Source organism: Caproiciproducens galactitolivorans, assembly GCF_004768785.1.
Lineage (GTDB): Bacteria > Bacillota > Clostridia > Oscillospirales > Acutalibacteraceae > Caproiciproducens > Caproiciproducens galactitolivorans.
In genome coordinates this window covers 117,220-134,038 of record NZ_SRMQ01000008.1, presented here as the reverse complement: position 1 = coordinate 134,038, position 16,819 = coordinate 117,220, and the positions used below count along the sequence as shown (strand labels likewise).

At 37.9% G+C, this 16,819-nt stretch carries 15 protein-coding genes; all 15 read right to left on the bottom strand.

Annotation, left to right across the window (positions count from 1 at the left end; all coding sequences use genetic code 11):
* Positions 1-77: 77 nt before the first annotated feature.
* Positions 78-449 carry a hypothetical protein gene (locus CAGA_RS12685; protein ID WP_167875204.1) on the bottom strand — a complete coding sequence of 124 codons (372 nt, stop codon included), beginning with the start codon at positions 447-449 and terminating at the stop codon, positions 78-80.
* Between the two features lie 140 nt (positions 450-589).
* Positions 590-826, bottom strand: a complete 237-nt coding sequence (locus CAGA_RS09225; RefSeq protein WP_167875203.1) for a helix-turn-helix domain-containing protein — start codon at positions 824-826, stop codon at positions 590-592.
* Positions 827-973: 147 nt separating this feature from the next.
* Positions 974-1,810, bottom strand: coding sequence for a phage major capsid protein (locus tag CAGA_RS09220; RefSeq protein WP_135660104.1), 837 nt, complete (start codon positions 1,808-1,810; stop codon positions 974-976).
* Between the two features lie 83 nt (positions 1,811-1,893).
* Positions 1,894-2,385: a hypothetical protein gene (locus CAGA_RS09215; protein ID WP_135660102.1), complete on the bottom strand. Its 492-nt coding sequence runs from the start codon at positions 2,383-2,385 to the stop codon at positions 1,894-1,896.
* 1,285 nt (positions 2,386-3,670) lie between these two features.
* Positions 3,671-3,934 (bottom strand): hypothetical protein, encoded by a 264-nt coding sequence (locus CAGA_RS09210; protein ID WP_135660100.1) that lies wholly within the window; start codon positions 3,932-3,934, stop codon positions 3,671-3,673.
* A 653-nt stretch (positions 3,935-4,587) separates the two neighbouring features.
* A complete protein-coding gene (locus CAGA_RS09205; protein WP_135660098.1) occupies positions 4,588-6,003 on the bottom strand; it encodes an Ig-like domain-containing protein in 1,416 nt (471 codons plus the stop codon).
* An 11-nt stretch (positions 6,004-6,014) separates the two neighbouring features.
* Positions 6,015-6,359: a hypothetical protein gene (locus CAGA_RS09200; protein ID WP_243113011.1), complete on the bottom strand. Its 345-nt coding sequence runs from the start codon at positions 6,357-6,359 to the stop codon at positions 6,015-6,017.
* 128 nt (positions 6,360-6,487) lie between these two features.
* On the bottom strand, positions 6,488-6,718 hold the full coding sequence (locus CAGA_RS09195) for a hypothetical protein (RefSeq protein ID WP_135660096.1): 231 nt from the start codon (positions 6,716-6,718) through the stop codon (positions 6,488-6,490).
* A 993-nt stretch (positions 6,719-7,711) separates the two neighbouring features.
* A complete protein-coding gene (locus CAGA_RS09190) occupies positions 7,712-7,948 on the bottom strand; it encodes a helix-turn-helix domain-containing protein (protein WP_135660094.1) in 237 nt (78 codons plus the stop codon).
* 17 nt (positions 7,949-7,965) lie between these two features.
* The gene (locus CAGA_RS09185) at positions 7,966-8,916 is read right to left on the bottom strand and encodes a tyrosine-type recombinase/integrase (RefSeq protein WP_135660092.1); all 951 of its coding nucleotides are present in this window, start codon (positions 8,914-8,916) and stop codon (positions 7,966-7,968) included.
* 609 nt (positions 8,917-9,525) lie between these two features.
* The gene (locus CAGA_RS09180) at positions 9,526-10,116 is read right to left on the bottom strand and encodes a stage V sporulation T C-terminal domain-containing protein (RefSeq protein ID WP_243113010.1); all 591 of its coding nucleotides are present in this window, start codon (positions 10,114-10,116) and stop codon (positions 9,526-9,528) included.
* A gap of 274 nt (positions 10,117-10,390) precedes the next feature.
* A complete protein-coding gene (locus CAGA_RS09175; RefSeq protein WP_167875202.1) occupies positions 10,391-12,832 on the bottom strand; it encodes an EAL domain-containing protein in 2,442 nt (813 codons plus the stop codon).
* 322 nt (positions 12,833-13,154) lie between these two features.
* Entirely contained in the window at positions 13,155-14,387 is a 1,233-nt protein-coding gene (locus tag CAGA_RS09170; protein WP_135660088.1) for a phenylacetate--CoA ligase family protein, read from the bottom strand.
* Between the two features lie 15 nt (positions 14,388-14,402).
* Positions 14,403-15,008 (bottom strand): indolepyruvate oxidoreductase subunit beta, encoded by a 606-nt coding sequence (locus tag CAGA_RS09165; protein ID WP_135660086.1) that lies wholly within the window; start codon positions 15,006-15,008, stop codon positions 14,403-14,405.
* Complete coding sequence (gene iorA / locus CAGA_RS09160; protein WP_135660084.1) at positions 15,005-16,786, bottom strand: indolepyruvate ferredoxin oxidoreductase subunit alpha; 1,782 nt, start codon at positions 16,784-16,786, stop codon at positions 15,005-15,007. The genes CAGA_RS09165 and iorA overlap by 4 nt, the downstream gene beginning before the upstream one ends.
* Positions 16,787-16,819 lie beyond the last annotated feature (33 nt).

Here is a 16,819-nt window from a genome sequence, read left to right as displayed (position 1 = left end):
GAATACGCTGAAGACTGGTCCGTTTCCAGAGCATATTTGAATCCCAAATCGATTCAGACACTTCTGCTAAGCGCAGCTTAATTCATTTCGTGGAGTCCCCAAATTGCGAACTTCTCTTGACATAGCCTATATTTCCTGTAATAAACATCTGTAATGATATTTGGATTGATAGATTCAGGATTATTAATAAATGTAAAGTGGTTATCAAATGTCTTGCGTCTGGTAACACTCAAATCTACAAATATAGGTTCTTTACCCTTTGTATGTTCTGCATTAAGATATAAACCATCTTTGAGAGAGTAAAAGCCGCCTATTTCTATTCCGAATTTATTTCTTAGTAAACAACATGAATAGTAACTGTCATAGTCATTTGATAAGACAAGATAATTCTTTTCAGGTGTTAAGTCCTCATACCATGTTGGAAATTTATTTAATAATTGTTGCTTCATTTTCTTGTTTTCACAAGAGTTTTACAGTTGGTTCAAGCGATATTTAGTCTATCTCCCATAGGATTTAATGCTTATCATCACATCTCCTTCCTACCTGTAATGCCATAAAATACATCATTGTTTAATTCCTCCTTTGATTTTCATTTATTTGTTGTTAATTTGATTCCTTTGTGTTTTTCTAATTCGCCACTTGCCTTTGCTACCGTTGCAAGGTTCATAGCATCAATAATTTGCTGATAGTTATTTTCTGTAAAATACTTTTTTCCTTGCTCAATTTGTCCGATCAGTTGCGGCGATACATCACAAAATTTTGCTACATCACGCAAGGACAAACCTTTGTACTCTCTGATTTCTTTGAATTCTTTTCCTGTTATCACGTTTGATTTCACCTCTTTCATAGAAATATAAAGGTAACAAATTTGTTACCTTTTCTATACCTATTGATTTACAGTAGATATAGAAAAAGCCAGAGTAACTATTGCTACTCTGACCTTTATAAGTCTTATTCAGTTTTGATTAATTGATTATGCTACTGTCTTTCTGCAAACTACAATGCCAGAATCGTCAAGTAACTTTGTGCTGTAAAGGCTAGATGCAACAACATCAGTTGCAAGTAAAAGTGCCTGACGGCTTTCTTCAAGAGTAATATTCTTTTGGAATACATAACCGAGAGCATCTTTCTTGATAATGTAAGTTTTGGCTTCTAATTTAGTAGTATCCCATGTACCGTTGGAAGTTACAATTACAGGAATACCGAAATAATGACCGATAATACCATTCTGAACAATTGCGTTACCTGCGGTCTGATAGGTTTTTGCGGTATTTACAAATTCGTCCATACCTACAAAACTAGAGCGGAGTTTAGGATTGATAACAATAGCAGCAAAGGAATCTGTATCCACATTGTCACCAAAATTATCAATACCTGACTGTAATTCAGCAGAAGTGATTTTATCGGCTGCTGCGGTTGCACTCTTAAATACTGCTGTATCTGCGGCTGCTGCAAGGTCTGTATCAATTTGTTTTGCCATAGCGGTACTTACCTGCTCAACAATCTTATCGAGTACAGTACCTTTAATCTGTGACAATTCTGAATCGTACACACGGAAAGCAGAACCAATGTATTTGATAACTGCTGTGCTATCTGTCATATCAATAGTAGCAGGAGTGAGGGGAGTACCCTTAACAACTGTTTCTACTGTTGCGGTTCTTTTCAGTTTGGGGAAGTGCATTGTGTCACCTGCGGACTTAATATCGGATACAAGGGAAGTAGCATCAAACGCTACAGAACCAAAGCGGAGGGTAGTACCGAGTTTCTCATTAACTGCATTTGCGAAAATTTCAGGAATAAATATAGCCATAATAAATTACCTCTTTCTTTCATTAAAATTTTGATTTCTGTGTCACCGTTTCAGTGACTCTGCTTTTGCTCAAATTTGAGCGATTACATACCCATCAACTTTTTAGCAAGTTCAGGGTTGGAATTATAAAATTCCGTTCTTTGTGAGATGTTCATACTTGCCCATTTTTCTTTTGAAATAGATTCACTATTCATGTGTCCAGTTGGTTTATATCCTGCTTTTTCAATTCTTGCATTTACAAGATTTTCAATTACAGTATTAAAACTATCAACGTCCACATCATCTTTCAAAAAATCGGCAATTGAACTATCCATATTTTTTGTGTTCAATTTTTCAAGCAAAGCAATTTTCTTTTCCTTTGCTTCAAGTGCTTTCAAGCGATTTTCAAAATCAATCTCTGCATCAGATTTTTGTTTTGGAGTAAGTTCAGCAATCTTGTCCTTCAATGCTTTAATATCTGCTGAATACTTTGTCCTTAACTTATCCTCTGCTGATTGAATTGCCTTTGCATAATCACTCTTGCTAATAGTAATAGTGTCCTGATCCTGTTGTTCTACATTTGTATTTTCTTCCATAAATTAAACCTCTTTCCTGTTACTTGCCACAATCCCCAAACTGGTTACTGTGACTTGTCCCATTTGTTTATAATTTTGTATATAGAAAGAACCTCGCTCAAAAAAGAGCAAGGTTTTATCAATCTGAATATTAATTTTGTTCTTCTACCCTAAGTTAGAAAATTTTTGATATACTGAATAGTATAGTAGCCAAGCGGTTTTCAAGATTTTTAAAGTTAAAATTGACTGCGTTACATTTATTTATTTTTATTGCGTTCTTCTTGCTTTTTTAATTTATTTATCTTTTTCCATACTGTATATATAAAGGGAATAAAAAATACCGCACAGCCCTAGAGCCATGCGGATCTAGAGAGTTTTTTATTCAATTAAAATTGGTAAGAATTATTTGTGATTATAATAATATCTTGCTGATTTTTCTTTATTTTGTTCTTTTCTTAATACTTCTTGGCATTCATCGCAACGCTTTTTATTTTTTACTATTCTATCAACTAAAAACATTTTACCACAATCTCTGCAACGTTTATATCTACGTTTATCTCGACTTCCTTTATTTGATAACCCATAATATTCTTTTTGATGTTTTAACTTATTATAACTTTTTCCATACTGTATATATAGAGGGTATAAAAAAACCGCCTAGCCTTAGAGCCAAGCGGTTTTCAAGATTTTTAAACTTTAAAAACAACTGGTAACAATTATAGTTTATTGCGATATTTTTGCATTCTTTTCTCTCTCACTATTATATAAAAGACAAAATATTTGAAAAGTGTAGCAATAATCTAGGTTTTAAGCCTTTTCTGCTTTCCTCACTTGATTTTTGATTTGTCCACATAATTTCTCTTTTTCCATACTGTATATATAGCGGTACATAAAAAATCCCAGAAACCCGCATGGCTACTGGACTTTTTAAGTATTTTTATTTAATTTGTGAGCGTTAGGTTTATGGTTATTGTAATTTATATATCGTTATCCTATACTGTATATATAACTGTACATAAAAATACCGCAAAACCCTAGAGCCATGCGGATTTAGAGAGTTTTTTATTCAATTAAAACATGGGGACATTTCTGAATTCCCATTTGACAACTTCACATTTTCACTTAGCTATATCTACTTGGGTAAGACCATTGGTCGTATGCTGATTATTGATTTATATTCTTTTTGATGTTTTAATTTATTTAACTTTTTCCATACTGTATATATAACGGTACATAAAAAAACCCCGTAACCCGCATGGTTACTGGACTTTTTAAGCATTTTTATTCAATTTGTGAGCGTTAGGTTTTATTTACTTTCAACCTTTTGCTCCAGCACATCAAGCCGCTGATTCATACTCTCTAAGGTGCTTGACATTTTATCCATATTAGAATTAATACTGACAAGAACTTCATTTTGCTTGTCAATCTGTTCTAGTAATTTATTTTCTCTGTTGACATTATCTTCTCTTTGCTGATTTATGTATTTGACCATAAACCAACCTAAACCCAAACAACACACAATAGGGAATCCTACAGTTGTGATTAAGTTGGTTATTGCTTGCATATCCATTTTTTCACTCTCCTGTTCTATTAGTTATATATTAATCATTCCTTTTCTGCAATATCAATTATGTTGTGGTATAGTATTAAATGAGATATTATAATTTAATTACTATCCATAAGTTAGAAAAAAAATAAAAAGCCCAGAAAACCGCATGGTTACTGAACTTTTTAAATATTTTTATTAAAATAAAACTGGTAAGATTACTTGTGATTATAATAATATTTTGAAGATTTTTCCTTGTTTTGTTTATCTCTCAATATTTTTTGACATTCATCACAACGTTTTTTATTTTTTACTATTCCATCAACTTTAAATGGCTTATGACAATCACAACATATTAAGTCTTTACTTTTAATTGGTTGATATTCTTTATGCTTTTTACAATAACACTCATTTCTATGTCTTTGTTTAAATGGTTGACCACAATAAAAAGCATGGTATAATAAATTGGGATATATTTTCTTATCCAATATTATATAAAAAACAAAGAACCGCACAAACATAGCGTTCATGCGGTTTATAAGAGTTTTCTAAATCGTACATATACAATAAAAATATACAACAAAATTATACATATCACTAGTATTCATATCCAGAACAATAATAAATTGCAATAACAAAACGCAATACATTTTCTTATCCATATACAGTAAAAACCATTACATAAGACTTGTAATCTGAATTGGAACTGTTTTCATTTCACAAGTACCTGTATCATTTGTTAAAGATAATGTGAATTGTAATCCAATAAGAGTCGTATCATTATCCACATTTAAATAGCATCTTAAAGGATAACTAGAATTATATGTTAAATGTATTTTTGCCTGTTGCGCTGCGGTCAATTTACTTACATCTATTGACCATGCAGGAGTTAAAGTCGTAACCTCTGTTCCCGTAGAATCATAGAAATGACACATAAACGGTTTTAAAGTGCCGCCTACTTTAACTGTAGCAATATTAGTAGTATCATTATATTCTGTCCATGTAGCCGATGTATTTGTAATCTTACAAGTGTATTGTGTAGTTGGAACTGGAACTGTAACAGTAATTGCTTTTGTAGACGTTTTATTGTGTTCTACCCATGTTGCGGTAAATATAACACTTCCTGCTTTAAGGAATGTAATTTTGCCAGTGCTGTCAATTGTAGCAATAGAAGTATCTGAAGAATCCCATGTAATAGTTGCCGTTGTATCCGTTGTACCATTTATTGTAGCCGTTGCGGTCAATGTCGGTGTATCAGAAGTTGTATAAGAATCATTACCTGCAATAGTAAGTCCATATACTGGCGGTTCTGTTATTGTGATTGATTTTGTAGAACTTACGCTATGTTCTTGCCATGCAGCGGATATATCAACACTACCATTTGCAAGGAATGTGACATTACCGCTTGAATCTACTGTTGCTTTGCTTGTATCAGAAGAACTCCATATAACATTGGCATTGGTAACTACTGTATTACCTGCTTTTGCAGTAGCCGTAAATTGTGCAGTTGTTCCTCTATCATAAGAATCATTTGAAGTAATGGTTACTGTATAAACTATACTGGTTGATTCTCGTTCAACGTAAATATAAATTACGTTGTCCTTATAAATCAGATTATCAATCTTCCAATAACCGCCCAAAGCATAAAAGCAATCATTAATTTTTAATGCTCTTGTGATAGCCGAATTTTCCGCTATGAGTTTAATATTACCTCCGACAATTGAAATAGTATTGCTGCTAACTGCTAAAGCATCATTCACATCATAGGCATAGACAGGAACATTAAATTCCGTGCTCCCACTGATATAATTCATAACTGCGTTTGTTTGTCGCAAGTCCGATTTTAGGTATGTATCATTTTCAGCGGATTCTTGATTGATGGATAGATATATTTTATCTTTGTATTTCAAGAGTTGTCCGGCATGGACAGTAGAATCGGCACTATAAAATATTGTTACTGTATTCTGTAATTTATTCGTATCACTATTGCGCCTGAATATAACATTGTATGGGGTATTATCTGAATAGGCAGTAATTACTTTGCCTTCACGCTTTAGGGCATCAGAAAAGGCAGAATTAACTGTATCATACATTCTATCACCTCTCAATCATGATACATAAAATTGAATTGTGAATCGGTTGTACCTGCTGCATCAGGTATTGAAAGTATTTTGCTTTGAAGTGTATCAAGCCGTTTTTGTAGATATGTATAGGCTTGCCCTGTAGTCGCAAATTCTGTTTCTACTGATCTGAATAAATCAAGGTTATTTGCAAGGGAATCCAATACATCATATACGGTTTGATATAAATTTTTCTGCATGGTTGCCTTGTCATAGGTTTCAGTACCATCAAGGGAATTTTCAGTCAGATAGATTGATAATGTATCATCAGGATAATAATCTTTATTGTTCAATTCCATCTTTAAACGATTAAGTGTTGTTATTGACATTGTATCAGTCCTTTCTATGTAATGTATATAGGGGTGTACGAAATGGAACACCCTGCTTCATATTTGAGAGAGGTTAAATTTGACACACACTCAAATGAAGTTCCATTGAAAATTGGGAAATCCCATCTTCAACGTGGTAAAGAGTTTACTAGTTGAAAATTATCAACCATTTCTTGAAGTTCTGGAATAAGAGTGGTAAGTTTTTTATAATTGGCATATGAACGTTCATCAACACTTAATTTATCAGCCAAATCCTTTTGCGTGACTGCACAATGTTCAGTGACATTAGTCCCTTTTAAATTATTACTTCCTTGTCTTACGCCATAAATTCTTTCAAGTTCACAAATGATTCTACCCATCTTTAAACTACTACTTGAAATATCTCCACGTTGTCTTAAAACATAATGTAGTTATATAGTTTTTGAAGTAAATAGACGATTTCATGTTCCGGCAGTATAATTTCATATGATAATGACAGAATTGATTTTAGGGTTGAATTTCTTTATGTAGTATTATAGATTTAGACATAAGTATGGTTAGGGGTGTAATTTCATGGGTAAATAGTTTAAGGTAGATTTTATTATTTATTTACATAAATTTGACATAAGAATACCCTACCTTAATTGATAGGGGTAAAATTTTGTTGGCAGAAAAAAAGTGTGTTAGCTATGGCGGCATTTTCGGAAAAGGGGGTTCTCCACTACATTTTTTCATGTGATTCTATACATAATTTATGTATATTAAATGTATAATCCTCATTCTGATATTGTAATAAAACTTTTATTTGGTTCTAACTTCCACTGGTTAAAATGCCTAATTTCCTATGGAATTGGCTTGTTTTATTGGTCTATCTCCGGCTTGAATCACTATATATGGTATATGTCATTATTATTAGTCAATATTGACAAGTATAATGCTATTCATAACACTAATTATTAGTTATTATCCACATATCTAATTATCCAAAACTATTGTTTTGTATAATTAGTTACTGCTAACCACTGATTATAAGCCTATATCGACACAAAGTAGAGTAGATACAGCATATTGTATAAAATATGTATATTGTTGTATAATTGAATACTCAAAATCATTGTAGGTGTACCCTGTTTCAGGGTATGCCTATTTTTTATGTCGGCTGTGTGTTATCGGTGATCTGCAATCATGCCAATAAACTTGAACACGCTTGTTTTTATAATTCAAATATTACAAAATAGTTACAATATAGTTTACATTAGTTACAACTATGTAACAATTAGAAACAGTTACCGATAAACCATACACAAAATAATAATACTCACCATACAAGAATACTTTTATTACCTGCACAATGAGTATTATTCATTTCATTTTTATATCTGATCTACGTTAGTTTTCGTACTGCCTTGTATTCCATTAGTATCAATGAATAAATCCGTCACAGGCACTTGCAACCCTCTTGCTATAGCACATAATACATTGATCGTTGGAACTGCTTTTTCATTTTCAATGTCACTAATCATAGAATGACTTACACCTGACATAACCGATACTTTTGTTACAGTCCAATTCTTTTCCCAACGTACTTTCTTCAATAAAATCTTAACCATATTCATACCCCTCTCAATTACAAGCATCTTTTGCTTTTGGTTAATCTACTTGATGTTGGCTTAATTCGTTCAATAATAGAATGTTCATCAATGTCACTGGCTAAATCTTCACCGAATAAGTGTACATAATGCCTTGTCATTTCTAAGTCCTTATGTCCTAACAATGATTGTAACTTAAATGCTGAACCGCCTGTAATAATATAGTTCCTAGCAAACGTATGCCGGAAAGCATGAATAGAAGTAATGGATACACCACGTTTTCTATTGTATCTTGCTATGGATTGCTTAACCGAGTTCTCATTTATCTTCTCACCTGTAAAGGCGGGAAAGAGATATGAATCATCTGATAATCCCCACAATTCAATATAGGGTGGTAAAATGTTCATTAGAGTTTTTGTAAGCGGAGTAATAAGTTGTTCTCTATTTTTTGTTACACGCACAATAATCCTACGCTCTGTAAAACTAACATCTGATACCTTAATATTAACTACGCTACGCAAACGGTTTCCAGTTTCAATGAAGTAATTTATCATTACCCAATCTCTATATTCTACAAAACTGCATTTTTTTAGGTTTGGTTTTGCTATTAGTTTTTGAATATCATCATCAGTATAGGTTTCAATAATTTCTTCTTCCTGCTTGATAAGATTAATTTTAAATGGCGGTAAATACTCTTTTTCCATACAAAAATATAGAAAGGCTCTGACTGCTTTCAAATGGGTATTGATAGTAATGCTCTTTATATGCTTACTTCTCAAATACAAAGTAAATTCTTGAACTACATTTTTAGTAACCTGATTAATAAAAGTAATATCAACACTTTTTAGGAATTCAAAGAATCTTACCATATTGTATTTATAAGACCTGATACTGGCTTCGGATAGATTCTTGAGTTGATTGAATCGTTGAAATTCCTCAAAACATGAATTGACATCTTTTTGAAGTTCCGCTCTTGTAAGTTTATTCATGATATACACTCCTTTGGTCAAGTGTACAAAATGAATCCTTAAAATTGTATGCTTAACTAAATACCTTTTTACAAAAAAATAAATCCTCAAAAATGGCAATCTAAAGCCATTTATCAAGGATTTGAATGTTGATTTTTCTTTGTTCGTCCCCCAGTCAAGCGCGCTACCAACTGCGCCACACCCGGATTCGCAACGAAAAATATTCTATCATAATTTATTGAGAATTGCAAGCATTAATCCTTCATAATCTGCAAAATACATGCGTCCTTACGGAAATTTAAATCTTTATAATCAAAAAATAATATCTTTTTGATATTCCAGAAATAAAGCTGCCATCTATTTGCTGGAGGCAGCTTCGCAGAAAAATTATATTTAAGGTTGTAGTGTAATCGGACACCAGCCCGCAACGCAACTATCCTGACGCTGCAGGCTATGTGTAAATGGATTACATTATATACAGCGAATCGGAAATGTGTTTGAATAACAGAAAAATGAGACTGTAAAATATGGCGAGTTATTCTGGTTTGCTTAATCGAAAATGCTGCACAAAGGATGGAAAAATTCAATAAATTTCGCAATCATTTGTAGAATCAAAGATTAAAAAAACGATTATTTCTCCATTTGATTACCGAGAAATGTTGCGGCTACTTGTACCAGAGTGATTTCCGTTTGGCTAGGAGCCTCTTCTTGTCCGTTTTGCAAAAGAATAATAGCGCCGACAACATCACTACTAGCAACAATCGGTGTGATCATTGCAGCATTCCGATTCATTTCTTCCACAGGCTTGAGCTGGGATTTTCCGTTATAGACATAGCTTTTGCGGTTCTGCATAAGTTCGTCCACCCACGGTGTAATGCCTTTTTTAAGGTATTCCCTCCGGGAAATGCCCGCTGCAGATATCACGCGGTCACGATCACAGATAAGCAGGGGACGATTCAAGTATTTGGAAAGAACTTCTCCATACTGCTGCATAAAAGCAGACAGCTCGCCTGCCGGAGAATATTTTTTAAATATTACGCTGCCCTGGGAATCTGTATATATTTCCAGGGGATCTCCGTTATGGATATGCATTGTATAGCGTATTTCCTTGGGAATGACAATACGCCCCAAATTATCTATTCGTCTTACCATTCCGGTTGATTTCATTATGTTAAACATCCTTTCATTTGGAATAATTTTGCTAAATGATAATACTAACATATTACTACTGCATTAAATTAAAATGAAAATCACATGATAATTTGCAAAAATAGTTTGAATTTTGTAAAAATATGTCATTCAATTCTAAATTACCCTATGTTTTGACATTATATTACGTTTTTGATATGAATAATCATGCGATTTTTATGCAGTAATCGGAATGGGATCCGTTTGCTCACCAGTTAAATTTCCATGAGGAAAAATTCCTGACCAACAGCTGCTAAGGGTTATTGATCAAGAATTTTTGTTTAATATGTATGTATAAATTATTTGATCAGGAAATACGTTCCATCTTATTTGATTTTACCAGTATTTTTTCAATTTCAGATGCCATCATCGGTTTGTAATAATAATAGCCCTGAATTTCATGGCAGTTTACCTTTTTGAGAAAGTCAATCTGCTTTTCTGTTTCCGCTCCGGTTGCCATGACATCAAAATCAAGAATGTGCAAATATTTTACGATGGATTGGATGATGGAAGTGTCCAAATAATCCACCTGTTTCAGGAATTCCCTTGCAATTTTTATTCTGTCGATCGGAAGCGATTTCAGGTAAGCAAAGGAAGTGTACTTTTTTCCAAAGTCGTCGATGGAAACATTGATATCGGAATTTTTTATTTTTTCCAAAGTCTCGAGAATGAATGTGTTTTCCTTCATAATCGCGGATTGTTTAATCTCCAATACCAAATATTGTGGTTCCAGTCCAATTTCTTCTAATATATGGTTTACCTGAGCTACAAAATCCTTTTTTAAAAGTTGCTTCTCAGACAAATTGACGGAAACAGGGACGGTAATTAACCCTTTGTCCTGCCAGATTTTATTTTGTTTGCAGGCAGTATACAGCACCCATTCTCCGATTTGTATGATTTGTCCGGTCTTTTCCGCAATCTGAAGAAATTTAGACGGCTCAATTTGCCCGAGGGTAGGGTGGTTCCACCTTAACAATGCTTCAAATCCAATGATTGTGTTTGTCGCCGTGTTGATCTCAGGCTGATATAAAATTTCAAACTCCTTTTTTTCCAAGGCGCAATGCAGTTGATCCGTTAAGGTTCTTTCTTCCACAATACGTTTTTTTAGAGACGGCGTACAGATTACGTATTTGTTTTTTCCTAATTCTTTTGCCTTGTATAAGGCAATATCGGCGCTTTTCATGACCTCCGCTATTTCCTCGCCCGCGTCGGGATAGATAGAGATTCCTACGCTAGTGGTAATGTTGATTTGCTGATTGAAAATGAAAAATGGCTCGTGTATCATAGCGATAATTTGCCTTGCGATTGCTTCAAGATCCTTTCGATCCGATACATTTTGGGAAAGTACTAGAAATTCATCCCCTCCCATCCGGGCAACGGTATTCACTTCGGGATCCAAGGTCAGGAGGCGTTCCGCAACCTTTTTTAGCAATTCGTCTCCTGCTTGATGGCCCAGTGTATCATTAATATTTTTGAACTTGTCAAGGTCAAGGGAAAGGATGGCGTACGATTGTTTTTTGTCTTTCGACATTTTTATCTGATTTACTTTTTCGCTTAAATAGCGGCGGTTTGGCAGTCCGGTCAGCGGATCATAGTAAGCTAACGCCGCGATTCGTTGTTCAGCTTCCTTGCGCATGATAATTTCATTGTTCAGCGCAATATTCGTTTTTTCGAGCTCCGAAACTTTTTCTTCCAGATTTTCCTGAATTTTATTCATTTCCGAGATATCCTGAAAGATCATTACGGCTCCGCTCCGGTCGCCGAATTGGTCATACAATATGGAATAGGAAAGCAAAACCGGGATGGACTTGTTTTGTTTATTTTTCAGGTATGTTTTTACACTATACTGCGTCAAGATGTGCCTCAAATTTCCGATATCGGGCAGTATTTTCGTAATAAAATTCCCTTTGATTTCCGCTTCTGAGTATTGCAGCATTTCCAGCGCGCCCCTGTTAATTTGCAGAATTTGGTATTCTTCATTCAGCACTATTAGGCCTTCATTCATGATGCTTACAAATTCCAGAGCGAGATTTTGCGGGGACAGATTTAAAAAATTATAGCGGTTCATCGCGAAAAAAATTGCGATCATGGGCACGGTGGTGAGAATTACGCTGACAGGAGGTAAAACAGCGGACTGGATTTGCGGTAGAATCAAATCCGTACAGAACCCAAGAAGTGCAATAATGCTCATTGAGCCTAGAATAACCGTCGCCTGTTTTTTTTCTCTTTTTATTTTTGTGTTTTTTCTCCATCTGTATAAAACGAGAATCGTAAACAGCAGGTAGATAAAACAATATGTGTCGAAACACCGGTCAAAAATCACAGAGGAGCTTTTGGCATTTGAGATATATACCCATCCTAAGCCCGATTCTGACAGAACAAAATTTTCCTGGGTATTCGGGAGGACGAGGTAAACAAAAGAACATACGATTCCGGGCATATACAGCAAATAAACTTTCCACCATTGATCAATAAAGTGATAGCTCTTGGAGACCATAAATACGAAATGCAGCAAGCAGCAGTAAAGGATGCACCATGCAAAACTGGAAATGCTTCGATATAGGGCGGCAAGCTGGCTGTTGGGCGCAGAAACCATGAGCGAGTACATAAATGCCCACCATGCCAAGGCAAAGCAATTCCAAAGAAAGACTTTGTTTGTTTTATTCTGCCGGTCCATTTGATACGCGAGAATACCGATTGTTAGAAAAGTAAAAGTCGAAAATAAGTATAAAAATAATAAAATATTCATTCGTTGCATCCCCTTTTTTATGAAATTTGCAATATTTCTAATTTCATTATATATCATAATATTTTATATTTACAATGTATAAAAAATGTGTTTTGTATGCAATAAATGCCCTTGAAATTCTACGCTTTAGAAAAATCGATTTATTTTTTAATCCCTATATGGTTGATTTTGCACTATTTTGGTTATAAGTTAGCAAAAGAAAAAAATCGCTGCATCAAGGCAAAAAGGCTTGTTATCTGCAATATACAGACAACAAGCCTTTTGCTCGCTGAATTAGAATATGTATTTTTTAAGGGGGAGGAAGGAAACTTCTTATTCAATGCTAATATCGATTGTCAAATATCCGGGTGGATTTCTTTTCACTGCGGGGAAGGTCACCCAGTTCCACCGGCTTGATTGCGGCGGTAATTCCAATTTTGGTTTTAAAAAGAAAGCCGATTTCATTGACCAATTGAGCCTTATCCGCGCCCGTTTCCTTTTCCACAAACAGGGTAAGGATGTCCTTTCCGTTCAAATGGTCAATCATTACCTGATATTCGCTGGAAGCACCGGGAACCTCTTTCAGCAGTTCTTCAATCTGGCTGGGGAAGATATTGACACCTTTTACCTTAATCATGTCGTCGGTGCGGCCCAGAATGGTATCAATGCGGGGATAGGGGGAACCGCATGGACAGTCGCCGGGAAGAAAGCGGGTCAAGTCATGCGTACGGTAGCGAATGAGCGGAGCCCCCTGCTTTTTCAGCGTTGTGATTACCAGCTCTCCGATCTGGCCGTCGGGAACGGGCTTTCCTGTTTTTGGATCGACAATTTCAAAATATACATAATCATCCCAATAATGCATTCCGCATTCATAGTCACAGCTTATGCCGATTCCCGGACCGTAAACTTCGGTTAAGCCGTAGATATCATAAAGTTTCACGCCAAGTTCCGCGGCAATGCGGCGGCGCATTTTTTCGCCCCAGCGTTCCGACCCGATGATCCCTTTTTTCAGATGGATATTTTGGCCGATATCCCGCCGGGCGATTTCCTCCGCCAGAAGCAGGGCATAAGAGGAGGTTGCGCACAGGACGGTGCTTTTCATATCCTGCATCATTCGGAGCTGTTTGTCGGTGTTGCCGGGGCCCATCGGAATGACCATTGCCCCCAGGCGTTCCGCGCCGGCCTGAAAGCCGATTCCGGCGGTCCACAGGCCATAGCCGGGGGTAATCTGTACGCGGTCAAGCGGGGTTACCCCTGCGGTTTCGTAGCAGCGGGCGAAAAGCAGGGACCAGTCGTCTACATCCTGTTTGGTGTAAGGAATAATGACGGGCGTTCCGGTTGTGCCGGAAGAAGAATGGATACGCACGATTTCCTCATCTGGAACAGCCTGGAGCCCAAGAGGATATGCTTCACGCAGATCGCCTTTCCAAGTAAAAGGAAGCTTTTCAAAATCGGACTGGGTCTGAATGGCGCCGATGTCAATACCATCCAGATTTTTTTTATAAAATCCGTCGATGGTGGTTAAATGCTTCAATTGCGCTTTTATTAAGTCGAACTGCGATTGCTTTATTTGCATTTTGGAAGCCCCCTTTTATGTATGATGTGGTACCGTCATTTTCGCTGCTAGTGCGCCTTTTTCAAGTGCTTTACTATTTATCTCTATGAATTGTGGCTTTACCCGTTTGGAAATTGCGTTTTTCAATTCGTCCATGGACAGCCCCAGTATTCCCGAAGCACAGGCCGCGCCCAGCAAAGCGACATTCAATACTTTTGCCGAACTGCAGTCTTTACTGATTTTTTCCCCGTCAACAACAATCAGCCTTGCCACTTCCTTTTGTAAATAGGCAATCATTTCGGAGCCGTTATAAGACGAATTGCCGAGCGAGGAAGTAACCGGGGGGATTGCCTTGCGGCTCACAACCACAACGCCGCCTTTTTTCAGATAGGGAAGGCAGCGCACGGCTTCCGCTGGCTCGAAACCGATGATGACGTCGGCGGAATGTTTCGGAATCATAGGGGAATGGATTTCATCGCCAATACGCACATGGCTGACAACGCATCCGCCGCGCTGCGCCATTCCGATGGTTTCGGCGGTACGGGCGTTCTGCCCTTTATCCATGGCGGCCTGTGCAATCAGCTTGGAAGCAAGGACCGTCCCCTGTCCGCCCACGCCGGACAAAATACAGTTTACAGTCATGAATATCGCACTCCTTTCATGGCGCCGCAGGGGCAGACCTGTGCGCAGAGAGAACAGCCGAAGCAAAGGGAAGGTTCAATAAGCGCTTTCCCGCTGTCCATAGAAATTGCGGGGCATCCGATTTCCTTTATGCATTTTTTACAGCCGGCACAGGTGCCGGAATCCACCTGATAAGAAGCGACGGGCTTTGACACCGCAATGCACGGCGACCGGAAAATGACAGCGGACACGCCCTTGTGCGCGGCGGCCTTTTTTACTGCTTCAATGGCTTCAGTAAGATGGAACGGATTTACGACCGAAACCTCTTTCACGCCCACAGCGGTTAAGATGGCGGGGATACTGACCTTTTCGGTGATGTTTCCCATCATGGTTCTTCCCGTTCCCGGGTGCGGCTGATGTCCGGTCATGGCGGTTGTCGAGTTATCCAGCACAATCAGCGTAATATCGCTTTCGTTATAAACCGCGTTCACAACTCCTGTGATACCGGAGGCGAAAAAGGTGGAATCGCCGATAAAGGAAAAATGCTTTACATCCGGTTCGATATGCTGCATACCCTGTGCAATGGTTACGTCCGCGCCCATGCACAGGCAGGTATCGACCATGTCCAGCGGCATGGCGTTTCCAAGGGTGTAGCAGCCGATATCTCCGGCAAAAACGGCCTTTTGTCCTTTCATAGCCTGCTTTACCGCGTAGAAGGAGGCGCGGTGCGGGCAGCCTGCGCACAGTACGGGCGGGCGTACCGGCAGCGGGGGGAGGAACCTGCTTTTTTCAGGAGCGGGCAGACCAAGATAGCCGTTTAGCACGGATTTTACCGACTCCACCGTGTTTTCTCCGGCCTGCATTACATCGCCGCTCAGCTTGCCGCGGATGGTGACATTCAAATGGTGTTTGCCGCAAAGGAAGATCAGTTCTCGCTCAATAACGGGGTCGAGCTCCTCAATCACCATTACTTCGGTCAGACCGCGAAGAAACTCCAATGCGAGTTTTTCCGGGAAGGGGTGCGGTGTGGAAACTTTCATCAGCTTTGCGTTGCAGCCGCCTAACGCTTCCTTTATGTATTCGTAACTGATTCCGCCGGTTGCGATTCCTTTTGTGCCGCTGCCGGTAACGGTATTGAAACGATAGGAAGAAAGCTTTTCACCTAAAATGGGATTCCTTTTCTCGATCTTTATATGGTTCTGATAGGAAAGGCGTGGAAAGATCGTCCATTTCGCGTCCTTTATAAACCCTTCCGGCTTATGAACGTTTTTTGTATCTGCTATTTCCATGGAAGCGCAGCCGTGGCATACGCGGGTGGTTGGCCGGAACAAAACCGGGGTACCGTATTCCTCCGAAAAGGCAAAGGCATCCCCGATCATGGCGTAGGCTTCCTCCGGTGAGGACGGATCGAAAACGGGAAGCTTTGCAAACTGTGCAAAATGGCGGGTATCCTGTTCCGTCTGCGAGGAGATCGGGCCGGGGTCGTCTGCGGAAACGATCACCATGCCGCCTTTTACGCCGACATAGGCAAGGCTCATCAAGGGGTCGGAGGCCACGTTCAGGCCAACCTGCTTCATGGTGACCAGCGTTCTGGCACCCGAATAGGATGCGCCAGCGGCGACTTCCATTGCCGCTTTTTCATTTACCGACCATTCAACATAGATACTGCCGTCATTGTTTTTAGCAACGGTTTCCAGAATTTCAGTAGATGGTGTGCCAGGATAACCGCAAACAAGGTTCACGCCGGCATGAATCGCGCCCATTGCGATTGCTTCATTACCCATTAAAAACTTTTTCATGTCATACCTCCCTCACAATCTCATGAAAATCGG